We start from the raw sequence: 25481 nt of genomic DNA on the forward strand, positions 1-25481 counted from the left end.
ACCGATGCCGATACTGCATAGACCGGATATCTGTGTGATCGGCGCCGGGTCAGGCGGCCTGACCGTCGCCGCGGCTGCGGCCTCCTTCGGCGTGCCGGTGGTGCTGATAGAGCGCGGAAAGATGGGCGGCGACTGCCTGAACTATGGCTGCGTCCCCTCCAAGGCGCTCATCGCCGCCGGAAAACAGGCGCACCGCCTGTCGCAGGCTGCTGCTTTCGGTGTTTCGAGTCCCGCGCCCGAAATCGACTTCGACGAAACGATGCGGCATGTGCGCCGCGCGATCGCCGCCATCGCGCCGAACGATTCGGTGGAGCGCTTTACCGCCCTTGGCGTCACCGTGATTCCGGCGGAGGCGCGTTTTACGGATCCTCGCACCGTCGTTGCGGGCGATCACGAGATCCGCGCGCGCCGCTTCGTCATCGCCACCGGTTCATCGCCGGTCGTCCCGCCGATCCCCGGCCTCGATGGCATCCCGTTTCTGACGAACGAAACCATTTTCGAGCAGGAGAGCCGGCCCGGGCACCTCGTCATCATCGGCGGAGGCCCCGTGGGAATGGAGCTTGCCCAGGCGCACCGTCGACTAGGCTCCGACGTCACCGTCATCGAGGCCGGCGTCGCTCTCGGTAAGGAAGACCCGGAACTTGCGGCCGTCGTGCTCCGCCAGATGCGTACCGAAGGAGTGGAGATCATCGAGCACGCCAAGGTGCTGCGTGCCGAAAGAAACGGTGTGGCCGGCATTCGCGTCCATGTGGAAGGGGCGGAAGTGAGCCGGACCGTCGAGGGGTCGCATTTGCTTGTCGCCGCCGGCCGCCGCCCGAACCTCGAGGCGCTGGCGCTCGAGCGCGCGGGGATCGCATACGATGCCAAGGGCATCCAGGTTTCCGGCAAGCTACGCACGACCAACCGGCGAGTCTATGCCATCGGGGATGTGGCCGGCGGGCTGCAATTCACGCATGTAGCGAACCATCATGCGGGGCTCGTGATCCGCGCCCTGCTGTTCCGCCTTCCGGCGCGGCAAAGGCCCGGCCTGATCCCCCGCGCCACCTTCACAGATCCGGAGCTTGCCCATATCGGCATAACGGAAGCTGAGGCGCGCGAGAGCGGCGGAAAGGTCACGGTCCTGCGCTCGCCCTTCGCCGAAAACGACCGCGCGCAGACAGAGCGGCTCACGCAGGGCTTCATCAAGCTGATCGCCGGGCCGCGTGGCCGCATTCTGGGCGTCTCGATTGTCGGACAGGGCGCCGCGGAGATGATGCATTTTTGGTCGCTTGCGCTGTCCAAGAGGCTGACGCTGCGGGACATCGCCGGCTATGTCGCTCCCTATCCGACACTTGGTGAGGTCGGGAAGAGGATGGCGCTCTCCTATTATGCCGGCGTCGCCGGAAATCACCTTGTCCGTAGACTGGTGGGTTTTCTGCGCTTATTTGGATAGAATATCGAAAAGCCGGCGCAGCATGCGCCGCGGCGAGAACCAGGGAATGGCCGAGGAACCGCATCGCGATGGAGGCGGAAGACAAGCCGGCGCGGCCTGCACGGCATCGCTGACGCGCGGCCTCTCGACCAAGATCCTGCTCCTCACCATCCTGTTCGTGATGGCCGCGGAGGTCCTGATCTTCATCCCCTCCGTCGCCAATTTCGGCCGGGAATGGATGGAGCAGCGGTTGCGTGAAGCGTCCATCGTCGGGCGCGTTCTTCTCGAAGGGGATCCGGACAGCCTCAGCCAGGAGGCGACCAGGGATGTTCTGGCGACCGCCGGCGTCAGCGCGATCGTAATCCGCGACGGCGACGCTTCCCGTCTGGTGGTCCCTGGTGTCCCGCCGGCGGTGGACCTTCACGCCGATCTGGACACTATGGGTCCTCTCACGGCGATTCGGCAGGCCTTCGGCACCCTTTTCTTTGGCGGCGACCGCATCCTGCGCATCTTTGGCCATGTCGAAGACCGGCCGATTCAGTACGAGGTGATCCTGCCCGACCGCAAGCTGAGGTCGGCCATGTTGGTTTATGCGCGCAACGTCGCCCTGCTCTCCCTGCTGATCTCGCTGATCACGGCGACGCTCGTCTTCTACGCTATAAACCGCATCATGATCCGCCCGATCCGTGCGATGACGCGCTCGATGCTCTCCTTTGGCGCGGCGCCGGACAATGCGGAGCATATCATCGAGCCCGAGGATCGCGACGACGAGATCGGTGTTGCCGAGCGCGAGCTGGCCGAGATGCAGAAGACGCTGCATCGCACGCTGGGCGAACGCAAGCGCCTCGCCGAGCTCGGCCTGGCCGTGTCGAAGATCAACCACGATATGCGCAATATGCTGTCATCGGCCCAGCTGATCTCCGATCGGCTCGCCATGAGCGCCGACCCGACGGTGCAGTCGCTTGCGCCTAAGCTGGTGCGCACCCTTGACCGCGCGGTCACCTATTCGCAGGGCGTGATCGCCTATGGCAGGGCGCACGAGGCTCCGCCGGCGCGCCGCCGGCTGCGCCTGGCGCAACTTGTGGAGGAGGTGCAGTCGGCGCTCGCGATCGATCCGATGAGCGGCATCGAATTCCTCAACCAGGTGGAGCCGCTGCTCGAGATCGATGCGGATGCGGAGCAGATGTTCCGTGTGCTTTCCAATCTGTGCCGCAACTCCGTTCAGGCGATGACGAACGAGGCAGATGCGGTGCTGGTTCGCCGCATCATTGTTTCGGCACGTCGCGAAGAGGGAACGGTCAGCATCCTCGTGGCCGATACCGGACCTGGCCTGCCTCCCAAGGCGCGCGAGAACCTCTTCACGGCCTTCCGCGGTTCCGCGAGGATCGGGGGAACGGGCCTCGGGCTCGCCATTGCGCAGGAGCTGGTGCGCGCGCATGGCGGAGAGATCCGTCTCGTTGAGACGGGCAGTGGCCGCACCGTTTTCTCGATCACGCTGCCTCATATAGCCGGCCAGGAGAGCCGCACCGGGGCGGCAAGCGGAAAGCCAACCGGCTTCGGCGAGGGCGAACAGCGCGAGGCTGCGCAATAGCGAGGGCTCGGGCGAAACTGGTGCCAAAATGCGAGCCAGGATCGCGCGGGCGTAAAATCCCTATCGCTATCTTCAAAAGTCTCGGCCCCGCCGCTGTGCATCCGTCAGCATAGCAAGAGGGTAGCGGCCGCACTTACGTGGAGCGGCACGGTTCAATGACGGAAATGCAAAGTGAACGCTTGCTTTTGCCGGCTTCAATCGCTAGGTAAGCGGCGTTCGGTCGTCACCTGCACGACCGCGCTGCCGCTTGGCAGCCTGCGCGCCCGTAGCTCAGCTGGATAGAGCACCAGACTACGAATCTGGGGGTCAGAGGTTCGAATCCTTTCGGGCGCGCCATTTCTTCCAGCACTTGGCTAAGCCGCGCGCGCTTTGAGAGCGGTTCTGAAAATCGGCTCATCGTTGAGGCGCAACATGACACAGGCCGCTTGAGGGGAGGGCTTGCCAGTCTTCTATATGTCGATTAGTCTCGACACATGGAAAGAGCTATCCTCGCTTTTGCGGCCCTGGCCCAGCCGACACGCCTCGACGTATTCAGGCTGCTGATGGTGCACGAGCCGGACGGACTGCCCGCCGGCGAGATCGCGCGGCGCATGGACGTGCCGCACAATACCATGTCCTCGCATCTGGCGATTCTTGCGCGCGCCGGACTGATCGAGGCCGAACGCCGGAGCAGATTGATCATCTACCGGGCGAGACTGGAGGCGGTAAGGGCGCTCGCCAGTTTTCTCGTCAAGGACTGTTGCGGCGGCCGGCCGGAGATTTGCGCGCCGCTGATCGCGGAGCTTTCTCCCTGCTGCCCGCCACAGAAGTTCGCCGCCGAGGAGCTCGCGCATGACTGATCGCATCTACAATGTCCTGTTTCTCTGCACCGGCAACTCGGCGCGGTCGATCCTGGCCGAGAGCATTCTGCGCAAGGATGGTGCCGGTCGCTTCCGGGCCTTCTCCGCCGGCAGTCAACCGAAGGGCGCCGTCAATCCGCTCGCGCTGAAGGTACTGCGGAGCTTCGACTACCCTTCGGAAGGGTTCAGGTCCAAGAATTGGGAGGAGTTCGCCAGACCCGGTGCACCCGTGATGGACTTCGTCTTCACGGTCTGCAACAGCGCCGCCGGCGAGGCCTGCCCGGTATGGCCCGGTCAGCCCATGACGGCGCACTGGGGCATCGAGGATCCCGCAGCGGTAGAAGGTACGGCCATCCAGAAGGAAGCCGCCTTCGTCGCGGCCTTTCGCTCTCTGAAGAACCGGATTTCCGTGTTCACCGCGCTGCCGATAACGAGCCTCGACCGCATGGCCCTTGGCGCCGAGCTCGTCCAGATCGGGCGGCTCCAGGGCGCCACCGAGCCGCGCCCGAGCATGGCCTGAGCCAAGCGCGAATCATTATCGTCAGCGCGGAGACTTCGACGCTTCCGGATTTGCCGGCGCCCCGACAAGCGGGATGCATCGGAGGCAGCGCGCCCGCGTAGTCTCACCGGCGCTTCAGCGCGGTTACCTCCAGTTCCACCTTCATGGCTTCCTCGGCGAAGCCGCAGATGATGGTTGTGTTGGTCGGGCGCGGGTCTGAAAAAGTCTCGCCCAGCACGCGCGAAACCTTCATCACATCCGCGCGGTCGGCGATGAAGACCCGCACGCGCACGATGTCGGCGAGGGTGGCTCCGGCTTTCTCCAGCGCCTGCGCGATTGTCCTCAGCGATTGCCGCGTCTGCTCGGCGGCGTCGTCGGAGATGGTGCCGTCCTCGAAATTGTATCCTGCCGTGCCGGAGACAAAAATCCACTCCCCGTCAATCACCGCGCGCGAATAGCCCGCCATCTCTTCGAACCTCGAGCCGGAACTCACCGTCCGCCGCTTCTCCTGCGTCATAGATCTCAACCTCAAAATATCTTGACGTGATCACGTGATCACAACTACCGTTCCGGGTCAAGAAACGAGGGGACGGGAATGGACGCAGGCTCCCCAACAGGGGGATGGAAGCGGAGCGCCACAGCCGGGAGGCTCGAGGTTCTCGAAGTCACTAAGAGCTTCGGGGCCAACCGGGCCGTGGACTGCGTCAGCTTCGTCGCAGAGCCGGGCAAGATAACCGGGCTGATCGGCCCCAACGGCGCCGGCAAGACCACGCTCTTCAACGCTATTGCCGGCGAACTGCCCATCGACAGTGGAGAAGTGCGGCTCGACGGCGTGCGCATCGGCTCCCTGCCGCCCTACAAGATCTTCTCGCGCGGCCTGGCCCGCACCTTTCAAATTCCGCGGCCGTTTCCGGGCATGACGGTTCTGGAAAACGTCATGCTGGTTCCGCAGGGCCAGCACGGGGAGCGGTTCTGGAACACCTGGCTGCGGCCTGGGCTCGTCGCGCGCGAGGAAAGGGAAAACCGCGAAAAGGCGCGCGCCATCATCGAGTTTTGTGGGCTTTCTCCCGTCGAACGTCAACTCGCTGGCGCGATTTCCGGCGGCCAGCAGAAGCTGGTGGAGCTTGCCCGCGCGCTCATGGCCGACCCGAAAATCGTGCTGCTTGACGAGCCAGGGGCAGGCGTGAACCCGGCGCTGCTCGACACGATCGTCGATCGGATCGTCGAACTCAATAGGCGCGGCCTGACCTTTCTCATCATCGAGCACAACATGGATTTCGTCATGTCTCTCTGCGACGAGATCGTGGTCATGGCGACCGGGAAGGTGATCGCGAAGGGAACGCCTGAAACAGTCATTGCGGATCCGCAGGTGCTTGAAGCTTACCTCGGCGGTGCAGTCGCATGAGTACGCCGCTGCTCGAAGTGGAAGACGTGGTGGCGGGCTACCGGCCGGATCTGCCCATCGTGCAGGGTATTACGCTCAAGGTAGCGGAAGCCGAGATGGTGACGATCATCGGGCCAAACGGCGCCGGAAAGTCGACGCTGATAAAGGCGGTCGCCGGCATCGTGCAGGTTTCCTCAGGTAGGGTTAGGCTTGCAGGCGCCGAGATCACGCGGCTGCCCACCCACAGGCTCGCACAGGCAGCTATCGCCTATGTGCCGCAGACGGCGAACGTCTTCACCACGCTGACGATCGATGAAAACCTCCTGGTTGGCGCTTCCACGCTTGCCAAGGGCGAGGCGCGGCGGCGAATGGACCGCAGCTATGAAAACTTTCCTGTGCTGAAGGAGTACCGGCAGAAGAAGGCGAAGGTGCTTTCGGGCGGGCAGAGGCAGATGCTCGCGGTCGCCAGAGCGCTTCTGACCGAGCCGCGGCTCTTGATGCTGGACGAGCCGAGCGCCGGCCTATCGCCGCTGATGGTATCCGAAGTCTTCCAGCGCCTGAAAGCGCTGGTGGAAGGCGGCGTCGCGATCCTCATGGTTGAGCAGAACGCCAAGGCGGCGCTTGCCATCTCTCACCGCACCTATGTTTTTGCCGAGGGGCGAAATCGCATCGATGGGCCTTCGGCCGCGCTGGCGCAGGATCCGCAGGTCGCATCCATCTATCTGGGCGCCGGAGGTCGCAAGCGCTGATGTTGCAGGCTCTGGCAGACGGCATCTTGAGCGGCTCGATCATCGCCCTTGGCGCTATCGGGCTCACCTTGACCATGGGCATTCTCCGCTTCGCCAATTTCGCCCATGCCGAGCTCGTTACCTGGGGCGCCTATATGGCGCTCGCCGTACTGGCGGTGACCGGTACATTCATGGGGCCGATCGCACCCTTGTCCTTCGGCATCCCGCTGATCCTGGCCATCGTCGTGGCTGCGGCGCTTACCTCTCTGCTGGCGCTCGCGATTGACTGGCTGGTCTATCGCCCCCTGCGCCGGCAGACGAACCATCTGACCTTGGTGTTCGGCTCCTTCGGCATATCGCTTCTGGTGCGCATGGTGATCCTGCTGATCTTCGGCGGCGCGGCGCAGTACTATTCAACGGCGCTGCAGATCGCCATCCCGGTGGCGCCGGGTCTGCGCATCATGCCCGACCAGCTTTTCACGCTGGCAGTGACCGTTGTGATCGTCGTGGCGCTGCACTTCTTCCTGCAGAAGACGCGGCTCGGCCTTGCCATGCGCGCGCTGGCGGAAAATCCGGAGCTTGCCCGCGTCAACGGTATCGACACCCGGGCCGTGGTCCGCTGGACCTGGGTCATCGGCGCTTCGCTCGCCGCGGTGGCGGGCGTACTCTATGGGCTCACCATCCAACTCCGCCCGGAGATCGGTTTCCACCTGATCCTGCCGCTGTTTGCAGCCGTGATCCTCGGCGGGGTCGGAAATGTCTTTGGCGCCGTGATCGGCGGGCTGGTGATCGGCCTCGCCGAGTCGCTCGCCGTGCTGGTCGTACCGTCGGGATACAAGATGGCGGTGCCGTTCCTGATCCTGCTCGCTGTCCTTTATCTGCGACCCACCGGCATCTTTGCCGGAACAGTCGGAGGCGTGAAATGAGCGGGTTTGCGGCTTATCTCGTCTTCTTCCTCATTGTCGCGCTCACCTATTCCATCGTGACGATGGGCCTCAATCTCCAGTGGGGCTATACCGGGCTATTCAATGCGGGAGTGGTGGGTTTCTTTGCAATCGGCGCCTATGGGACAGCCGTGCTCGTCGGCCCCGACCGGGCCCAGCTCATCGGCGGCTTTGCCCTGCCGTTCCCGGTCGCAGTTGTCGGCGGAATGGCGCTTGCGGCGCTGGCGGCACTCGTCGTCGGCCTCGCCACGCTGAAACTGCGCGAGGAATACCTGGCGATAGCCACCTTCGGCATCGCCATCAGCATCCAGCTTGTGGCCCTCAATTTCGAGGCGCTGACCGGCGGCGTCAACGGCTTGGTGGGCCTGCCGCGACCGCTCTTCACTGCCTTCGGCTCTCCCGGAGCCTACAATCTCTTCTATCTCGCTGTCGTCGCTTCGGTCGCTCTCCTTGTCTATGTCGCGCTCGAAGTAGCGGTGCGCTCGCCGTGGGGCCGCGTGCTCAAGGCGGTGCGCGAGGACGAGACCGCCGCGCGCTCGCTCGGCAAGAATCCGGCCGCGATCCGCCTGCAGGTCTTCGTGCTTGGCTGTACGCTGATGGGGCTCGCCGGCGGGCTCTATGTGGGCTTCATCGGCTATGTCAGCCCGTTGGACTTTCTGCCGATCCTCACATTCCAGATCTGGGCGATGCTCATCGTTGGCGGCAGCGGCAATAATCTCGGGGCCATTGTTGGCGCTGTGGGCGTCTGGGCTCTCTGGACCATGAGCGGACTTGGCGTCAGCCGGCTTCTGCCGGTCGCCTACCAGTCGCAGGGCGGCGCGATCCAGGTGATCATCATCGGGCTGCTCATCGTGCTGACGCTGCTCTTCCGCCCCCGCGGGCTGATCGGCGAGGCCGAGGCCGTTTCAAGGCACGCGAGGTGAGCGTGGAGCAGGGCGCACCCGATACGCTCTGGCGTGCGACGGTAGGACCGAAGCCGGTCTTCCACCGCCTCGACGGGCCTGCCGAAGTGGAGGTCGCCATTGTCGGCGGCGGCTTCACGGGCCTGAGCGCCGCGCTGCATCTCGCCCGGCGTGGCGTGGAGGTGCTGCTGCTGGAGGCGCGGGAAATCGGCTGGGGAGCGAGCGGCCGCAACGCTGGCTTCGTGGTGCCGAATTTTTCCAAGGCCGATCCCGCCGCCGTGATGGAAAAGCTGGGCCGGGAAAACGGGAAACGTCTGCTCGACCTGGTCGGGCGCGGCGGCGACCGCGTCTTCGAGATCGCGCGCGAGGCAGGGTTGGGCCGGCAGGCCGAGCAGACGGGCTGGCTGCAGCCGGCGCATTCTCCCGCGGTGGCCAAGACGCTGCAGGGCCTGGTGGAGGCGTGGCGGACGCTCGGGCGGTCCGTTCACTGGATCGACGCTGCCGAGACGGCGCGCCGAACCGGCATGGAGATCTACCACGGCGCGCTGGCCGATCCTTCGGGCGGCATCATCAATCCGCTTGCCTATGTGCGGGCGCTCGCGAGCGCCGCGGCGGAAGCCGGCGCCCAAATAGTGGAAGACGCTGCGGTGACCAAGGTGAATTCAGCCGGAGGCGGTTGGCTTCTCGAGACCACACAAGGGAACGTTCGCGCTGCAAAGGTGCTTCTGTGCACCAATGCGGAAGAGGAGGGTGCGGCTTCCCTGCTCGCCCGGCTGGTGATCCCGCTCAACGTCTACCAGATCGCGACCGAGCCGCTACCGAGGCAGGTTACGGAGCGGTTTTCGCCGCTACGCGAACCTGTCTCCGACACACGTTCGAATATCTTCACCTTCCGGCTTGATGCGGACAACCGGCTAATTTCCGGCGGCATGGCTATCCTTCCCATCGGAGCCGAGCGCCGCATGGGCTTGAGGATCGTCCGACGCCTTGCCAGCGAGCTCAACCTGACGGAGGTGCCGTGCCTGGCGCATGTCTGGCGCGGGACGGCGGCGGTCACCACAGACTTCCTACCGCACATCTTCCAGTTAGGCCCAGGATTCCTGGGTGCTGTCGGCTGCAACGGCCGCGGCATCGCCATGACGACCATGCTCGGCGAAGTGCTCGCCGACGCCGCCACCGGTGTAGCACTCGAGGCGCTGCCGGTGCCGGTGACCGAAGCAGCGCCGATAGCCTTCCGCCCGCTCGCCCGCGCTGCTCCATCAGCCTTCCTGTTGCGGGGGCTGTGGGATGACTGGCGGACAACCACAAGAAGAACAGCCGCAAAGGCCGAAAACGCTCCAACCTTGAAAGGGGAAGTGTCATGAGACATCTGCTTGCAACGGGCGCCGTCGGCGCCGTCCTCCTCCTGGGCTCCGCCGGTACGGCGAGCGCCCAGTCCTGCGCGACCTCCGTCGGAGCGGTGCTTTCCATCACCGGTTCCATGGCGGCTATCGGCTCGGCGATCGGCGATGCCGGCAAGCTCGCCGTCGACCATTTCAACGAGGCGGGCGGCGTCAACGATTGCACCGTCCGCTATATCCTGCGCGACGATCAGGGCTCACCCAATGTGGGTGTCGATGCCGCCAAGACGCTGGTCGAAATCGAGAAGGTGCCGGTGCTCCTCGGCGCAATCCAGTCGGGTGTGTCCATGCCGATCCTCAGCTCGGTGACGGTACCGGCCAAGGTGACGCAGATTTCCTGCTGCTCCAGCGCGCCGTCCTTCACGGCACTTTCCGCAGAAGGCGGGACCCAGGGCTACTGGTTCCGGACGCTGCCGACGGATCGCCCGCAGGCAGCGGTGCTCGCCAGCATTGCCGCCGAGCGCGGCTACAAGAAGATAGCCATCATTCACGTCAACTCCGACTACGGCAACAGCCTTGCGGGCAGCTTCAAGAAGGACGTGGAGAAGCTCGGCGCAACTGTGACGAGCGTCACCGCCTACAATCAGGAGCAGGCTTCCTATCGGGCCGAAGTGAATGCTGCGCTGCAGGGAGAGCCTGAGGCGCTGTTCCTCGTGGCCTTCCCGGCGGACGGGGCGACGGTCACGCGCGAATGGATCTCGTTCGGCGGACCGCAGAAATTCATCTTCAGCAATGCGCTGCGGGCCGACGAGTTCGTGAATTCGGTGGGTGCGCAGTACCTGACGGAAGCCTTCGGCATCGACAATGCGCAGGTGGAGGGCGAATCGGTAGACGCGTTCAACAAGTCCTGGGAAGCGACATTCGGAGCAGCGCCGAACGGCCCCGGCCTCCACACGATGTATGACGCGGCCGCGGTTGCGCTCCTCGCCATGGAGCAGGCCGGCAAGGCGGACGGAACCGCCATCCGCGACAATATCCGCAAGGTGACGGGCGGCGAGGGCGAGCCGGTCTATCCGGGTGCCGAGGGCTTCAAGAAAGCCAAGCAGCTGATCGCCGAGGGCAAGCCGATCCGCTATGTCGGCGCCACCGGCCCATTGGAATTCGACGAGAATGGCGATGTCACTGGCCCTTACCTCATCTGGGGGGTGAAGGATGGTGCTCTGGTAACGCTGGACAAGTGGGACAACGCCCGGGTTGGCGGGGCTCTGGCGGCCGTCGAGAACTGAACTCAAAACGGCGGCGGCTCTGGCCGCCGCCCCTCAACATTGTGCGGGGCCATTTCTAACGCCGCGCGGGAGACTGAATTTTCATGCCGAGATTTGCGCGTCGCATCACCCAGACCTCCAGGAAGAGCTACGGCATGTTTGCCAGGGCGGCGGGCATGGCCAAGGATGGGCGCGATCTGATCCACCTGGAATTGGGGCAGCCGGTGCACGACACGCCGGAGCACATCAAGCAGGCTGCGATCCGGGCGCTGCAGGCGGGGCAGGTGCACTACAGCGACCTTCAGGGGCTGCCGCAGGTCCGCGAGGCCCTGGCCGCCAAGGTCCGAGATTACAATCACATCGATGTCTCGGCATCCGAGATCATCGTGACGAACGGGCTGACACAGGCTTCCTTCGCAGCGTTTATGAGCCTTCTGGACGACGGCGACGAAGCGATCTTGCTGGAGCCCTATTATCCCCAGCACGTGGGGAAAGTGGAGATGGCCGGTGCGCGGCCGGTGATGGCGCCGCTCGACAAGGCGGCGGGCTTCCGCATCCGCCGCGACCTCATCGCGCCGCTGATCACCTCGCGCACGCGGATGATCGTGCTGGTCAATCCCTCCAACCCGACCGGCCGCGTCTATTCACGCGAAGAGCTTCAAGTCCTGGCGGATCTCGCCATCGAGCACGACCTCGCCGTCGTTTCGGACGAGGTCTACGAGCAGATCGTCTTCGACGATGCGCGGCACACAAGCATCGCCTCGCTCCCCGGCATGAAGGAGCGCACGGTGAGCCTGTTCGCCTTCACCAAGGCCTATGCCATGGATGGCTGGCGGCTGGGCTATCTCGCCGCCGACAAATCCATGATCCCGGCGCTGATGAAGATCACGACGACCGAGGTCACCCACGTCAACACCTTCATCCAGTATGGAGCGCTGGCGGCCGTCACCGGGCCGGCTGTGGTGCTCGACGAAATGGTGGACGACGACCGCCGCAAACGCGACCTCGTGGTGAGCCGGCTCAACCAGATGCCGGGCGTCGTTTGCCCGCGCCCGGAGGGCACGATCTACGCCTTTCCGGATATCAGCGGCACAGGCCTGAAGGCACAGGAAGCGGCCGACCGCATTCTCCAGGAGGCCGACGTGGTGGTTGAAGCCGGGACCTTCTACGGCCCGCTTGGAGAGAATCACCTGCGCGTCTGCTTCGGCTCCCAGAGTTACGAGCGGCTTGAAGAAGCCATGGACAGGCTGAGCAGGTTCTTTAATTCTCTCTGAGCGCAATGGGCTGCTGGTGCAAATGGACGGTGTCCTCTAATCAAGGGCAACAGCAACGGAGAAGGAGGCGAGGGCGATGCTTGACGGTTCACTCGGGCCTGTCTCCTCGCGCGTCACCATTGGCGACGGCGTCTACTTCCAGCTGCGCAACGCGCTGATCACCGGGCGCTTCGATCCGGGCCAGGTGCTCACCATCGCGGCGCTAGCGAAGTCCTTCCAGACCAGCCACATGCCTGTGCGCGAGGCGCTCCGCCGGCTTGGCGCGGAGAACGCCCTCGAGATGGCCTCGAACGGCTCCGCTTGCGTGCCGAAGGTTTCAGTCGAACGCCTCGACGACATCTGCCGCGCCCGCGTGGCGCTGGAAGGGCTCGCGACTGAAATCGCCGCTGCCACGGTCCGCCCGGAGGAGATCGCCGCCGTCAAGGCGCATATGGCCGAGCACGAGGCGATCAGCGCCAGCGGCAATGTCTATGACATGCTGCTCAAGAACCGCGATTTTCACTTCGCCATCTACCGCTCGTCGCGCTCCGAGGTGCTGGTGCAGCTGATCGATTCCCTGTGGCTGCGCTACGGCCCTTACATGCGCATGCTTTCGTCCTACATCGCCCCGCAGATGGCGACGGGCCTGCACGAGCCTTTCTCCAATCACCACCATGCCATCGTCGAGGCGCTGCGCCGGCGCGATGGCGCGGCCGCGCGCGAGCACATGATCGCCGACATCACCGGCACGCAGATGCTGCTGCGTGAGCTCTGCCGCGGGGAAGCGACTCAGACGGGCTGAGCGGAAGGCGAGCTGCCGAGCGGCAGGTCAGTCACGAGCATGTGCCCCGGCGCATGGGTTATCGCCAGCGGCAGCTTTGCCCGCTGCAGCGCATATTGGGGCGTGACGCCACACGCCCAGAACACCGGCACCTCTCCCTCCAGTACATCCGTGAGGCCGATGCCGTCGATGGGCTGCGTAAGGTCCACGCCGATGAGGGCCGGCTCGCCTATATGGACGGGGGCACCGTGCGTTTCGGGATGGGCCGCGGTGATCTCGCGCACCAGTTCCACATGCTCAGCGGGAACCGCGCGCATGCTTGCAACCAACGGGCCAGAGAACGGCCCCGCAGCAGTGGTTTCGATGGTGCTTTCGAACGCGGAGCAGGAGGCATCAGGCGCAAAGCAGCGCAGATGCACGCCGGCGCTCAACAAGGCTGCCTCGAAGCCCAACGAGCAGCCGAGCGCAAATGTCACCAGGTCCTCGCGCCACGGATGCGTGACCTGGGTCGGGTCTTCGGCGATCACGCCGTGGCGAAAGACGCGATAGCGCGGCAGGTCCGTCCTGATATCGATCTCCTTGCCTAGCGTTGGAAGCGACGGGTCGCCGGCTCTGCCGACCGCCAGCAGTGGGCACGCCTGCGGATTTGCCTGCACATAGGCGAGGAAACTATCCGCCACATCAGCGGGCACGATCACGATATTGGCCTGCTGATAGCCCGGGGCGAGGCCAGCTGTCGGAGCAGCGAAGGTTCCCGCGCGCGCTGCACGCCTGATCTCCGCTGGCGTAGCGTTCTTCATCTAAGCGCCTGCATCGGATCCCAGTGTCATGGCCGCGGCTTCGCATTGCGCCTTGATGAGCAGGATCTCGGCCTCATGGGTCGCGCAGAGGCGATGCCAGCGCGCGTCGTCCATTTTGCTTCCGCGCCAAGCTGTGAGTGTCACGTAACATTGCGACGGCTCAAGATCGCAGGTTTCGGCTGCGACTATGCGGGCGGAGATGCGCGGCACCATCCGCTCGGGTGGACCCAGCAGGTAATCGACGATCAGCCGCTCGGGATCCGCCGAAATCCTGAAAAATCCTTCGCTGCCGTCAAAGAGAGATCGGCCGGAAAAGATGTCGCCGCTCCCTGTCGGACGCGTATCCATGCAGCCGAGCGACCAGCGCCCAAGGGCGATTGGATCGGACATGAAAGCGAAGGCGATTCTTGCCGGCACATGGAGCAGTGCCGTGACGCTGTGCGAATAGTTTGCCGAAGGGTTCACGACCGGCGTCCCAAAAGCATGCGCAGCGAAGCAAAGAGGCGGCTCACGCCTTCCTCCGTCGTGATCACGCCAGGCGAGAGCCGCAGGACGCGGCCGCGCGCGTCGGCGAACACACCGGCCTCGCGCAGGCCATCCACCACCGCGCGCGGCTCCGCGCCCTCCGGCAGGCGCAGCATGATGCTCCCGCCGCGCCGTTCCGCCTCTCGCGGGCTGGCGAGATCCAGCCCCAAACGGCCAGCCTCCTCGATGATCATCGCACCGAGGTTCCTGTTGTGGTGAAGCATGGCCGCGTGGTCCTGCTCCGCATGCCATTTCAGGGCCGGGACCGAACCGATACAGGCGAGCACGGATGGCGTTCCATGGTCGAAGCGCCGCGCGTCTGAAGCATAGGCAAAGGCGTCCAGATCCCAGGAGAAGATGTTCTCCTGGCTGAACCAGCCGCGCAGTTCCGGACGGCAGGTTTTCAGGAGCGGTTCAGCGACGTGAAGGATGCCGGCGCCAGGCGTGCCGCACAGCCATTTCAGCGTCGTCGAGACGGTGAAGTCCACTGCTGGCGCATCGACACGGAAGGGAAGCAGCCCGACACCCTGGGTAATGTCCACACCGACAAGGCTGCCCACGCGGCGGGCGTGCGCGGCGAGCGCCGACAAGTCCGGGCGGTGCGAGGCCGTCGAGGTGACCATTGTGACGAGGGTGAGGCCCACCCCTTCGTCCCAGGCAGCGATCATGTCCTCGTCGCGGACCCAGTTTTCTCCCGGCCGCAGCGGCACTGTTTGAAGCGTGAAGCCCAGGCGCGGCGCGAGCCCGGCCAGGAGAAAGTGCAGGCTCGGAAAACAATCTGCCGCTACCAGAACCCGCCGCCCCTCCAGATGCTCCTTCGGTAGGGCGCCGATGAGGCTATAGAGCGCCGTGGTCACGTTTTCAGCCGATGTCAGCGTTCCCTTCTCCGCGCCGATGAGTTCGCTCCAGCGATCGATGAATTCCTGCCGGGCACTAAGTGCCCGCATCCACTGACCGTCGTCGTAGGCACCCCAACTTTGCGAGAAGGCTGCGAACGCCTCCGCCATCGCTTCGGCCTTGCCCGGATACATGCCGATGGAGTGGTAGAGGAAATAGGCGGAGCCGGCAGCTTGATCTTCTGAGCTGTTCATGTCCGATCTTCCTTTCTAGAATCCGAGTAGCCGCGGCAGGCCGAGGCTGAACTCAGGCACCGCCGCCACCAGCATCAGCCCGATGATGTTGACGAGAATGAAGGGCGCGATGGCGCGCAGCAGTGGGACAAAGCCGCACTGGGCGATCCGCTCCGCGGCGAAAAGGCAGACGCCGAGCGGCGGCGTCAAAAGCCCGATATTGAGGTTGAGGATGGCCACTGCACCAAAATGCAGCGGATCTATCCCGGCATGAACCGCGGCCGCCGAAAGCAGCGGGCCAAAGAGGATGATCGCCGTGGTCGGGTCGATGAACATGCCGAGGATGAGCAGGATGATGTTGAAGACGAGCATCGTGCCAAAATAGCCGAGCTCCCAGCCGGAAATGGTGGCCCCAACCATGCTCGGGACGTTCTCCATGCCCATGACCCAGGAAAAAGCGGCGCCGCAGCCCACGATGATAAGGAGCTGCCCCGAGAAAAGAGCGGAGCGGCTGAAGACATCTGCGAGGGCGCGGAGGCGAATGGAGCGGAAAAGGAGGAGCGAGACGGCGAGCGCGTATGCGGCGGCGACTCCGCCCGCTTCCGTCGGCGTCATGATGCCGGCAAGCATGCCGGAAAGAATGATGACGGGGATCATCAGCGGCACCAGCGCATGGCCGGTCACTTTGACGAGCGCTCGCGGCGAGCGGTCCATCCTGACGGGCTCGAAGCCATAGAGCCGTGCCTGGACGGCCACGAGGATCATCTGCACCAGGCCGATCAGGAGTCCTGGAACCAGCGTCGCCATCATCAGGGCGCCAATCGAGAGGTCGGTCATCGAACCATAAATCACCGCGATGAGCGACGGCGGCACCATCGGCCCGATAATCGAGGACGAGGCAGTAACGGCCGCTGCATATGCTGCGGTGTAACCCTGCTTGACCATCGCGGGGATGAACACGCGCCCCAGGGAAGCGATATCGCCAAGAGCAACGCCGGTGATCCCGGCAAAAAGGATCGAAGCCCCTATGTTCACCTGGGCCAGTCCGCCGCGCATCCATCCGAACATGGCGTTGGCGAAATTGATCAGGCGGTCCGTGATCCGCCCCTCATTCACGAGCTCGCCCGCAAGAATGAAGAGCGGCACGGCCATCAGCACGAAGGAGTCCATGCCCTGATAGAGGCGCTCGGCGACAATGGGGAGGAAGCTCCAGTTGCCGGTCTGCACCATCCAGGCGAGGACCGCAGCGATCATGGCCCAAGCAATCGGCAGGCCGAGGAAAATCAGCCCGAGGAAGCTGCCGATCAGCACCGCAAGAGAAGCGCTCATGGCTGCCGGAGCTTCTCGACGAGTCGAAGGATCGCGAACGCCGACGCGAAGAAGAAGGCCACCGGCACCGCCGCATAGGGGTAGGAGAGCGAAATGCGCAGCCCATCGCTCGTCTGCCCGGCGGCGAAAATCGTCATGTCGATGCCGTACCAGAGCAGGACCAGAAAGGCGGTGAGAGAGATCACGTCAAGCACCGCCTCCAGCACGAGCTGTGTTGGGGGCGACGCTACGCCAAGGGCGGTCGGAACGAAGTCGACGCGGATATGGCTTGCCTCCCGCACGCCGACCGCGGTTGCGAGTAGCGCCATCCAGATCATGGCGTAGCGCGCCACCTCCTCGGTGAAGAAGGGGACGCTGCCCAACCCGTAGCGCAGAAAAACCTGCGCCACGACCAGCGTCGTCAGCACCGCCAGGCAGAGCGCCGCCACGGCGCGCAGCGCCGTCTCCACCAGCCCCACGACGCGCATCATTACTGAACGGCGTCGACCGCGGAGATCGCCTCCTCGATCATGCCAGGCGTGTCGACATTTCCCCGCAGCCACTCGATTGCCGGCGGCTGCATGACCGTGCGGAATGCCTCGCGCCCATTCTCATCAAGCTCGACGATCTCCACACCCTTCTCCTTCGCGAACTGGATGGCCGCACCTTCCACCTCGCGCGATTTCATGCGGTTGAAATCGATCGCCTTGGCAGCTGCGTCGAGGATCACCTTCTGCTTGTCCTCGGGAAGCCCGGAGAAGAAGGCATCGTTGATGCCGAGCGGGCCGAAGGCATAGGTGTGGCCGGTGAGCGCCAGATGCGACTGCACCTCGTAGAGCTTCACAAGATTGAAGGTGGAGACCGAATTGTCCTGCCCGTCGACGACGCCTGTCCGCAGAGCGGTGTAGAGTTCGCCGAAGGAGACGGGCGCGGCCGAGGCTCCCATGGCCTCGACCGGAATGGTGGCGAGCGGACCCAGGACGCGCATCTTCAGGCCTGCCATGTCCTCGGGCTTGGTAATCGGCTTGTTCGCGCTGAAATGCTTGAATCCTCCCGATTCCCACCAGCCGAGCACCCGGATTCCGGTCTTCTGCCGCAGCTCTTCCGCAAGCTTCTGGCCAAACGGCCCGTCGAACACGGCCCACGCGGTCGGCTCGTCCGGGAAGAGAAAGGGCATGTTGAGGATCTGGATGTCGCCGTGGATCGTAGCGTAGTTGCCGTCGGCGGCGTCCGTCATCTGGATGACGCCGCGGCGCATCTGGTTCAGGCGTTCGTTGGGCGCTCCGAGCGCGCCGCCAAAGACGAGATCGACTGTCATCTCGGAATTCGCCTCAACCTCTTCCTTGAAGGTCTTGTACATGCCGTTGACGAAGTCGAAGCCCACCACATTCTCCGGAAGGGAAAGGCCGACCTTGATCTCCTGGGCGGCCGCGGGGGCTGCCGCAAGTGCCAATCCGGCAATCAGGAACGCACCAACTGCGCTACGCATCGTTATCTCCATCGCTGCGGCCTTGTGCGGCAAGTAGACGCCTCTGGCCTGTTGGGTTCAGTTTCCCCCGCGAATCGGGAAGGGGGTTGGAAGAAGCTTTCCCGCCGCTCTCCAGCAACGGCAGTCCAGTCGTGCTCGGCTCGTCCTCGAACATCACCTGGCGGCCATCTGCTTCTTGCTCCGCTCCTCCAGGTAATTCACCAGCCGCACCAGCGGCCACAGGAAGGCGAGGTAGATGAGAGCCGCTCCTATAAGCGGCGTCGGATTGGCCATCAGCGCCTGCGCGTCCGTCGCCTGTTTCAACAGGTCCGGCATGGCCACGACGGAAGCCAGCGCCGTATCCTTGTAGATCGAGACGCAATTGCTTGTGAGCGGCGGGATCACGACGCGCAGCGCCTGCGGCAGGATCACCTTGCGCATGGTGGTCCAGAAATTGAGGCCGAGGGCCGAAGCTGCCTCGAACTGTCCGCGCGGAATGCTCTCGATCCCGGCGCGGCACACCTCCGCCGTGAAGGCGGAGAGCACGAGCGACAAGGCGAGCGTCGCCGAGGTGAAGGATGAAAACCGGATGCCGACAAAGGGCAGGGCATAATAGATGAGGATCAGCAGAACGAGGATCGGCATCGCCCGCAGAACGTCGATATAGCCGATTGCAAAGAGCCGCACCGGCTTGGCTCCGTAGAGCCGCATCAGGCAGACGAAGAGGCCGGCAATGCCGCCGAAGAAAATGCTGGCGCAGCCGAGCAGCAGCGTGTTGCCGACGCCCCGCATCAGCATCGGGAAGGAGCGGACGAGAACTTCCCAATTGAAGAAAGTGCTGATCAAATCCATCGCAGGTCCGAAGGCTGGGGCACCGGCCGCCGGGGAGGCCGGTGCTTGGGTCCGCTTCTCGGAAGCGCCTACTCGGCCTTCGGAAGCGGCATTACCTCGACGGTGCTGGTGCCGGGATCGGGATCGACACCGAACCACTTCTTGTGGATGGCCGCGAGCGTCCCGTCCTGTTTCATGGCGGAGATCGCGTCATTGGCCTCGACGATCAGCGGGTGGTCCTTTCGCGCCATCATGGCGAAGCGCTCGCCGGTGGGGATGCGCACAAGGATCTTCAGCCCCGGCGTCTGCGTCATGGCATATTGAAAGCCGGCAATCTCACCGGCGCCGCCCTCGATGCGGCCGTTCTGCACCTCCAGCAGCAGGTCTTGCTGGGCGTTGTAGCTGCGCACCTCCGCAAGCCCGAGCTTGTCCTTGTTCTCGTTTGCCCATTTCTCGCCGGTGGTGCCGGCCACCACGCCGATCACCTTGCCCTTGAGGTCATCGAGGGAATCGACCGTCGAATCCTCCCGCCCCACCACAGTCCCGTCGCTGTCGTAATAAGGCTGGGTGAACGACTGGTTCTGCAGTCGATCGTTGGTGATCGAGATCGAAGAGATGGCAAAATCGATGCGGCCGGAGCTGGTGGCGGCGAAAAGCGCCTGGAAACCCATATCCTGGAACTCGACCTCCCTGCCGAGCCGCTTGGCGACCTCGGTCGCCACATCGACCTCGAAGCCTTCGAAGGCGCCGCTCTCCGTCTTGTATTCCCAGGGCGGATTGGCCGGGTAGGCGCCGACAACGATCTTTTCCTGCGAAGCCGCAGGCGCAGCCAGGGAAAGGGCGATTGCCGCCGCGATGCCCGCAATGGAAATACGAATTCTCATGCCAGTCCTCCTTCGATCAGGCCGGCGGCCGTCCTGTGTAAGCCGCGGGCAGTTCCCCTTTGTGCCGGCAGCACGCCGCCCTCGGGAGAGCGCGACGGCCGCTTCTTTTCACACCAGTTCTGCTCAAATGATCACGAGAATTGACGGCGATCAACGAAAATCCTTCAAGCATGAAACTTTTCGCCAATTACCCCACCATCTAAGCAGCCTCCGCCGCTCGCCGAGCCGACGTTTGCAACTGCATGTTTTGCCGACTGACACACAAGCGGGGAAACGGTTGGCCTCCCACCCTGTGGGCCAATGCTGATCAGGCTTCACCTCGTGGCGGACTACATTTATTCCTGTTGGCCGCCCGAGACTAAATTTGCAGATGCAAATAAATCCGTCTAGTCTCTTCCGCGGAATGCGCAGGTGCTCCGGCGAGGGGCCGGTGACATGGAGGGAAGAAATGTCTGCTGCAGCTACATTGGGTCAATTTGCCGAACAGCTCCTGAGCGGCGAGATTGAGGTGGTGGACCTTACTGCTCCACTCGGGCCCGACACGCCGATCATAAAGCTGCCGCCGGAACTGGCGGTCGACACCCCGAAAGTGGAGATCCACACCATCTCCGAATATGACGACAAGGGTCCGTTCTGGGCGTGGAACTGGCTGAAGCTGGGTGAGCATTCCGGAACGCATTTCGACGCGCCGCACCACTGGATCACCGGCAAGGAATTTTCCGACGGCTTTACCGACACGATCCCGGCGACGAATTTCGTCGCGCCGGCGAATGTGATCGACTGCTCGGCCGAGAGCGCGGGAAATCCCGACTTTCTGCTCACGGCTGACGGCGTGCGGGCCTGGGAGGCCAAGCACGGCCCGATCGGCAAGGGCGAATGGGTGCTGATGCGCACCGACTGGGACCGGCGCAACGGCTCGGAGGAGGAGTTCCTCAACGCCGACGAGAACGGCCCGCACTCCCCAGGTCCCAGCGTCGACTGCATCGAATATATCCTGGAACGTGGCGCGATCGGCTGGGGCACACAGTGCATCGGCACCGATGCCGGCCAGGCAGGCGGCATGGAGCCGCCGTTCCCGGCGCACAATCTCGTGCACAAAGCGAATAGGTATGGCCTTGCAAGCCTCTGCAACCTCGACAGGCTGCCGCCCAAGGGCGCCATACTGATCGCCGCTCCGCTTAAGATCGTGAGGGGGACGGGCAGCCCCGTGCGCGCACTGGCGCTCGTGCCGAAGGAGTAGCATGCAGGCGGGGGATCTCGTAACCGCCGGCGGTCGGCACGCTCCGATCGCATGTCCTGCCGCTGTGCGGGCTTGGCAGCCGGCCGGCGGGCAGTCGGCTCGCCCTGCGGAAGAGGAGTTCTGATGAACGATCACGCGATCATCGGTGTCGGTCAGGACGGGCCGCGGCTCGGCGAAATCGGCCTGCAGCAGTTCGCGCCCTATCTCATGAACCGCATCATGGGGCGCTACAACGCCTCGCTGAGGGCAGAGCTTGCCAGGATGGGGCTCACCACGCCCAAGATGCGCACGCTGGCGATCCTGTCGGTGATCGACAATCTCGCCATCAGCCAGCTTGGGGTCTATGCGGTGGTGGATGTCTCGACGCTCAGCCGCGCGCTCGATTCGCTCGAAGCCGAGGGGCTCGTGCGCCGAGTCCCCGATGCCGAGGATAGCCGCTCCACGCGGGTGACGATCACGGAGGAAGGCCGCATCGCCTTCGAAAAGCTGTGGCCGACCATGCGGCAGAGCTATGAGCGGATGTTCGTGGGCATCGATGCCGCGGAGCGCGCGGCCTTCGTGGCGACGCTGCAGAAAATTCTCGTCAACATCCGCAAGCACGATTTCTGAGGAGAAATGCGATGGCTGAGCGATCCTTTGCCAAGGAGGTGCAGAAGCTCAGGCTTGGCGCGGGGGAGGAATTTTCCGGCGAGGGCATTCTCGCCATCACCAAGGCGCTCCTGCAATGCGGCGTCGGTTATGTCGGCGGCTATCAGGGCGCGCCGATCAGCCACTTGATGGACGTACTTGCCGACGCGCAGGAGATCCTCGGCGAACTCGGCGTGCATTTCGAGGCAAGCGCCTCGGAGGCGACCGCAACAGCCATGCTCGCCGCTTCGGTGCACTATCCGATCCGCGGGGCGGTTACCTTCAAATCCACCGTCGGCACGAACGTCGCCTCCGACGCGCTCGCCAACCTCGCCTCCGGCGGGGTCACCGGCGGCGCGCTCATCATCGTCGGCGAGGATTATGGCGAAGGCTCCTCCATCATGCAGGAGCGCAGCCATGCCTTCGCCATGAAGAGCCAGGTCTGGCTGCTCGATCCGCGACCGAACCTGCCTTCGATCGTCTCGGCCGTCGAGCACGGGTTCGAGCTGTCGGAGGCCTCGAACACGCCGGTGATGCTGCAGGTGCGCATCCGCTGCTGCCATGTGCATGGCTCCTTCACCGCCAAGGACAACCGCCGCCCGCCCATGACGGTGGCGGACGCGCTGGAGAATCCCCGGCGCGACACGCAGCGCATCGTACTGCCGCCGGCCTCTTTCCTGCACGAGAAGGAGAAGATCGGAAAACGCCTTCCCGCGGCGATCGACTACATCAAGCGTCACAAGCTCAACGAGACCTTCGGGGGCGCCGGCAGCGTCGGCATCATCATGCAGGGAGGCATGTATAACGGCGTGATCCGCGCCTTGCAGAGGCTGGGGCTCGCCGACGTCTATGGCGACACTGACGTGCCGCTTTACGTGCTCAACGTCACCTATCCGCTCATCGAGGACGAACTCCTGGAGTTCTGCGCCACGAAGGATGCCGTGCTGGTCGTGGAGGAGGGGCAGCCGGACTATATCGAGCAGGCGCTTGGCGCGATGCTCTACAAGGCCGGCGCCACCGTGCGGCTCGAAGGCAAGGGCATCCTGCCCATGGCCGGCGAATACACCGGCGACGTGATGCTTTCCGGGATCGGCACGTTCCTGCGCAAGCACGCGTCCGACATGCTGGCACCGGCAATCCGCGCGCCGAACGTGCCCGCGCCGCCGCTTTACGAGGACCTCGCCAAGGCGGTGCCGATGCGGCCGCCGGGCTTCTGCGTCGGCTGCCCCGAGCGGCCGATCTTCGCCGCCACCAGGCTCGTCGAGCAGGAGCTCGGAAAACACCACATCGCATCCGATATCGGCTGCCACCTCTTTTCCATCATGCCCCCCTTCGACCTGGGGGCCACCACCATGGGCTACGGCCTCGGGCCCGCCTCGGCTTCCGCCTTCAATTCGCCGGACGCAAAACGGCGCTCGATCTCCTTCGTCGGCGATGGCGGCTTCTGGCACAACGGCCTCACCTCCTCGATCGGCAATGCCGTCTTCAACAAGAATGACGGGGTGATCGTCGTGGTCGACAACTTCTATTCGGCGGCCACAGGCGGGCAGGACATCTTGTCGTCCCGCGCCGCCAATCCGACGAGGACGACCAACAACCCCATACCGGCAGCGCTGAAGGGTATGGGCGTGAAGTGGATCCGCCATATCGAGCGGACCTATGACGTCGGAAAGCTGCGGGATACGCTGAAGGAAGCGCTGACAACGGAGGAGAGGGGGCCGAAAGTCATCGTCGCCTCCTCCGAATGCATGCTCAACCGGCAGCGGCGGGAGAATCCAATCCGCCGCAAAGCTATCGCCGACGGCAGACGCGTGGTGAAGACGAAATTCGGCGTGGACGAGGATGTCTGCACGGGCGACCACGCCTGCATGCGTCTTTCCGGGTGTCCGTCGCTGACGGTCAAGCATCTGGACGACCCGCTGCGCGATGATCCGGTGGCGGCCATCGACGAGAACTGCGTCGGCTGCGGCAATTGCGGCGAGGTGGCGGATGCGGCCGTGCTCTGCCCCTCCTTCTACCAGGCCGATGTGGTGAACAATCCAGGCAAGTGGGAGCGCTTCTGGTTCTCCCTGCGCCAGCGCGCCATCGGATGGCTGCAGGCGCGGCGCGAGAGCCGCAGGCTCGTCTTTACGGAGAGCGCCGCGTGAGGCTTGGACTGCCCGCAGGCCCGGACTCCACCCAGGGCATCATAAAGCTCGCCATCCTTGCCGTGGGCGGGCAGGGCGGCGGCGTGCTCACCAACTGGATCACCGACCTTGCCCAGCGCTGCGGCTGGCATGTGCAGGCGACCTCGGTCGCAGGCGTGGCGCAGCGCACGGGCGCCACGATCTATTATCTGGAGATGATGCCGAAGGACCCTGCGTCGCCGGAGCGGCGGCCAGTCTTCGCGCTCAGTCCCGCGCCCGGCGACGTGGATATCGTGATCGCCGCCGAGCTTGCGGAGGCGGGCAGGGCCGTCCTGCGCGGCTTCGTTACGCCGGAGCGCACGGCGCTCATTGCCTCCAGCCACCGCATGCTGGCCGTATCGGAGAAGATCGTGCCCGGCGACGGGCGGGCTGATGCCACGAAAGTGCTGCAGCGGGCCGCCGAAGCCTCGCGCCGGTTCATCCACTTCGACATGGAGGCGATTGCCCGGAGAGCGGGCAGCGTGGTTTCCGCGAGCCTTTTCGGCGCTCTGGCTGGTTCAGGCGAACTGCCTTTCCCTCGCGCAGAATATGAAGCGACGATCAGGGCCGGCGGGCGCGGGGCGGAAGCGAGCCTTGCCGCCTTTGCCGCTGCCCATGAGCGCGCGGCAGCACCCGCGGCACCGGAACCCATGCCTTCGGCCCCGGCCCAACTCGTTCATGGGGCGAGCGGACCCCGGCGACTTCAGGAGGAATGGACCGCGCTTTCACGGCGCGTGGCCACGCTGCCGCTGCCTGTTCGCGAACTGGCCGAGCCCGGCCTGCGCAAGGTGGTGGATTTCCTCGACTGCGCCTATGGCAGGGAATATCTCGACCGGCTCGAAAGGATCGTCGCCGGCGACAGGGATGAAAAGGGTTTCGCCTTCTCGCGGGAAGCCGCGAAGTATCTCGCCAATGCCATGGTCTATGACGACATCATCCGCGTCGCCGACCTGAAGACGCGCTCCTCGCGCGCCGAGCGTGTGCGCCGCGAGGTCCGCCTTGCCGAAGATCAGACGCTCGCCACCACGGAATATTTCCACCCGCGCATGCAGGAGATTGTCGGCTTGCTTCCGGCGCGGCTCGGTGCGGGCATAGCAGGAAGACCCGCCATGATGGGACGCCTCGACCGTTTCGTTGACCGCGGGCGCCGTATCCGCACGGATGGCATCTTCGGATTCGGCATGCTTTGGGTGATCGCAGGACTGCGGCGGTTCCGGCGCGCCCTGCTGCGGCACCAGGTCGAAACGCAGCATCTTGAGAGTTGGCTGGACCTGGCCCTGCGGGAACGTGCGCAAAACTACGATCTCGGCGTCGAGGTGCTGAAATGCCGGCGCCTGATCAAGGGCTATTCCGACACCCATGCCCGCGGCCATTCCAAGTTCGACCGGGTTCTCGCCTGCCTGCCGATGCTGCGCGGACGCCTGGACGCGGCCGACTGGATCAGGCGCTTGCGCGAGGCGGCTCTCGCGGACGCCGAGGGTACCGCCCTCGAAGGCGCGATCCGCACAGTGCGCTCCTTCGCCGAGGAGGCGAGGGAAGACGCAATCTGATCTGGCGTCTGTCGCCCCCTGGCGGTTTCCGTGACGGAAGAGCTTGACGGATCGGTGGTGCAGATGCCTGAAATGC

25 protein-coding genes and 1 tRNA gene are annotated in these 25481 nt (G+C 64.5%); 17 read left to right on the forward strand and 9 right to left on the reverse strand.

Annotated elements, in window-relative coordinates; all coding sequences use genetic code 11:
• Nucleotides 1–4: 4 nt before the first annotated feature.
• The 5 genes from RIN79_RS06345 (at nucleotide 5) to RIN79_RS06365 (ending at nucleotide 4361) form a co-directional block, all read left to right on the forward strand.
• Nucleotides 5–1432, forward strand: a complete 1428-nt coding sequence (locus RIN79_RS06345) for an FAD-dependent oxidoreductase (protein WP_309083795.1) — start codon at nucleotides 5–7, stop codon at nucleotides 1430–1432.
• Nucleotides 1433–1478: 46 nt separating this feature from the next.
• Nucleotides 1479–3002, forward strand: coding sequence for a HAMP domain-containing sensor histidine kinase (locus RIN79_RS06350; RefSeq protein ID WP_309083796.1), 1524 nt, complete (start codon nucleotides 1479–1481; stop codon nucleotides 3000–3002).
• A 259-nt stretch (nucleotides 3003–3261) separates the two neighbouring features.
• Nucleotides 3262–3338: transfer RNA gene (locus RIN79_RS06355), tRNA-Arg, on the forward strand.
• 137 nt (nucleotides 3339–3475) lie between these two features.
• Nucleotides 3476–3841, forward strand: coding sequence for a metalloregulator ArsR/SmtB family transcription factor (locus RIN79_RS06360; RefSeq protein ID WP_309083797.1), 366 nt, complete (start codon nucleotides 3476–3478; stop codon nucleotides 3839–3841).
• Nucleotides 3834–4361 (forward strand): arsenate reductase ArsC, encoded by a 528-nt coding sequence (locus tag RIN79_RS06365; RefSeq protein WP_309083798.1) that lies wholly within the window; start codon nucleotides 3834–3836, stop codon nucleotides 4359–4361. The genes RIN79_RS06360 and RIN79_RS06365 overlap by 8 nt, the downstream gene beginning before the upstream one ends.
• A 103-nt stretch (nucleotides 4362–4464) precedes the next feature.
• Here RIN79_RS06365 and RIN79_RS06370 read toward each other — a convergent pair whose 3' ends face one another.
• A complete protein-coding gene (locus RIN79_RS06370) occupies nucleotides 4465–4857 on the reverse strand; it encodes a RidA family protein (protein ID WP_309083799.1) in 393 nt (130 codons plus the stop codon).
• 78 nt (nucleotides 4858–4935) lie between these two features.
• Here RIN79_RS06370 and RIN79_RS06375 point away from each other — a divergent pair, with 78 nt between their 5' ends.
• From RIN79_RS06375 to RIN79_RS06410, 8 genes are all read left to right on the forward strand, one after another.
• A complete protein-coding gene (locus RIN79_RS06375) occupies nucleotides 4936–5745 on the forward strand; it encodes an ABC transporter ATP-binding protein (protein WP_309083800.1) in 810 nt (269 codons plus the stop codon).
• The gene (locus tag RIN79_RS06380; protein ID WP_309083801.1) at nucleotides 5742–6473 is read left to right on the forward strand and encodes an ABC transporter ATP-binding protein; all 732 of its coding nucleotides are present in this window, start codon (nucleotides 5742–5744) and stop codon (nucleotides 6471–6473) included. Before RIN79_RS06375 ends, RIN79_RS06380 begins: the two co-directional genes overlap by 4 nt.
• Nucleotides 6473–7378, forward strand: coding sequence for a branched-chain amino acid ABC transporter permease (locus RIN79_RS06385; protein WP_309083802.1), 906 nt, complete (start codon nucleotides 6473–6475; stop codon nucleotides 7376–7378). The genes RIN79_RS06380 and RIN79_RS06385 overlap by 1 nt, the downstream gene beginning before the upstream one ends.
• Complete coding sequence (locus RIN79_RS06390; RefSeq protein WP_309083803.1) at nucleotides 7375–8319, forward strand: branched-chain amino acid ABC transporter permease; 945 nt, start codon at nucleotides 7375–7377, stop codon at nucleotides 8317–8319. Before RIN79_RS06385 ends, RIN79_RS06390 begins: the two co-directional genes overlap by 4 nt.
• Nucleotides 8316–9662, forward strand: coding sequence for an FAD-binding oxidoreductase (locus tag RIN79_RS06395; RefSeq protein WP_309083804.1), 1347 nt, complete (start codon nucleotides 8316–8318; stop codon nucleotides 9660–9662). The genes RIN79_RS06390 and RIN79_RS06395 overlap by 4 nt, the downstream gene beginning before the upstream one ends.
• A complete protein-coding gene (locus RIN79_RS06400) occupies nucleotides 9659–10924 on the forward strand; it encodes an ABC transporter substrate-binding protein (protein WP_309083805.1) in 1266 nt (421 codons plus the stop codon). Before RIN79_RS06395 ends, RIN79_RS06400 begins: the two co-directional genes overlap by 4 nt.
• Nucleotides 10925–11007: 83 nt before the next feature.
• Nucleotides 11008–12177, forward strand: coding sequence for a pyridoxal phosphate-dependent aminotransferase (locus tag RIN79_RS06405; RefSeq protein ID WP_309083806.1), 1170 nt, complete (start codon nucleotides 11008–11010; stop codon nucleotides 12175–12177).
• 76 nt (nucleotides 12178–12253) lie between these two features.
• Nucleotides 12254–12958, forward strand: coding sequence for a GntR family transcriptional regulator (locus RIN79_RS06410; RefSeq protein WP_309083807.1), 705 nt, complete (start codon nucleotides 12254–12256; stop codon nucleotides 12956–12958).
• On the opposite strand, the gene RIN79_RS06415 is transcribed toward RIN79_RS06410, so the two are convergent.
• From RIN79_RS06415 to RIN79_RS06450, 8 genes are all read right to left on the reverse strand, one after another.
• Nucleotides 12946–13737 (reverse strand): D-glutamate cyclase family protein, encoded by a 792-nt coding sequence (locus tag RIN79_RS06415; protein ID WP_309083808.1) that lies wholly within the window; start codon nucleotides 13735–13737, stop codon nucleotides 12946–12948. The two genes, RIN79_RS06410 and RIN79_RS06415, sit on opposite strands and share 13 nt — an antisense overlap.
• Nucleotides 13738–14202: a hypothetical protein gene (locus RIN79_RS06420; protein ID WP_309083809.1), complete on the reverse strand. Its 465-nt coding sequence runs from the start codon at nucleotides 14200–14202 to the stop codon at nucleotides 13738–13740.
• A complete protein-coding gene (locus tag RIN79_RS06425) occupies nucleotides 14199–15353 on the reverse strand; it encodes an aminotransferase class V-fold PLP-dependent enzyme (RefSeq protein WP_309083810.1) in 1155 nt (384 codons plus the stop codon). Before RIN79_RS06425 ends, RIN79_RS06420 begins: the two co-directional genes overlap by 4 nt.
• Nucleotides 15354–15368: 15 nt before the next feature.
• The gene (locus RIN79_RS06430) at nucleotides 15369–16661 is read right to left on the reverse strand and encodes a TRAP transporter large permease (RefSeq protein WP_309083811.1); all 1293 of its coding nucleotides are present in this window, start codon (nucleotides 16659–16661) and stop codon (nucleotides 15369–15371) included.
• The gene (locus RIN79_RS06435; RefSeq protein WP_309083812.1) at nucleotides 16658–17131 is read right to left on the reverse strand and encodes a TRAP transporter small permease; all 474 of its coding nucleotides are present in this window, start codon (nucleotides 17129–17131) and stop codon (nucleotides 16658–16660) included. Before RIN79_RS06435 ends, RIN79_RS06430 begins: the two co-directional genes overlap by 4 nt.
• The gene (locus RIN79_RS06440; RefSeq protein WP_309083813.1) at nucleotides 17131–18129 is read right to left on the reverse strand and encodes a TRAP transporter substrate-binding protein; all 999 of its coding nucleotides are present in this window, start codon (nucleotides 18127–18129) and stop codon (nucleotides 17131–17133) included. Before RIN79_RS06440 ends, RIN79_RS06435 begins: the two co-directional genes overlap by 1 nt.
• Before the next feature lie 153 nt (nucleotides 18130–18282).
• Entirely contained in the window at nucleotides 18283–18960 is a 678-nt protein-coding gene (locus RIN79_RS06445; RefSeq protein WP_309083814.1) for an amino acid ABC transporter permease, read from the reverse strand.
• Between the two features lie 68 nt (nucleotides 18961–19028).
• Complete coding sequence (locus RIN79_RS06450; protein ID WP_309083815.1) at nucleotides 19029–19823, reverse strand: ABC transporter substrate-binding protein; 795 nt, start codon at nucleotides 19821–19823, stop codon at nucleotides 19029–19031.
• 448 nt (nucleotides 19824–20271) lie between these two features.
• Between RIN79_RS06450 and RIN79_RS06455 the strand changes: the two genes are divergently transcribed.
• The 4 genes from RIN79_RS06455 to RIN79_RS06470 all read left to right on the forward strand — a co-directional run bounded on the left by RIN79_RS06455 (nucleotide 20272) and on the right by RIN79_RS06470 (nucleotide 25405).
• On the forward strand, nucleotides 20272–21063 hold the full coding sequence (locus RIN79_RS06455) for a cyclase family protein (RefSeq protein WP_309083816.1): 792 nt from the start codon (nucleotides 20272–20274) through the stop codon (nucleotides 21061–21063).
• 123 nt (nucleotides 21064–21186) lie between these two features.
• Nucleotides 21187–21672, forward strand: a complete 486-nt coding sequence (locus tag RIN79_RS06460) for a MarR family transcriptional regulator (protein ID WP_309083817.1) — start codon at nucleotides 21187–21189, stop codon at nucleotides 21670–21672.
• 11 nt (nucleotides 21673–21683) lie between these two features.
• Nucleotides 21684–23837, forward strand: coding sequence for an indolepyruvate ferredoxin oxidoreductase subunit alpha (locus RIN79_RS06465; protein WP_309083818.1), 2154 nt, complete (start codon nucleotides 21684–21686; stop codon nucleotides 23835–23837).
• The gene (locus tag RIN79_RS06470; RefSeq protein ID WP_309083819.1) at nucleotides 23834–25405 is read left to right on the forward strand and encodes an indolepyruvate oxidoreductase subunit beta family protein; all 1572 of its coding nucleotides are present in this window, start codon (nucleotides 23834–23836) and stop codon (nucleotides 25403–25405) included. Before RIN79_RS06465 ends, RIN79_RS06470 begins: the two co-directional genes overlap by 4 nt.
• Nucleotides 25406–25481 lie beyond the last annotated feature (76 nt).

It is taken from the genome of Chelativorans sp. (assembly GCF_031180965.1).
GTDB lineage: Bacteria > Pseudomonadota > Alphaproteobacteria > Rhizobiales > Rhizobiaceae > Chelativorans.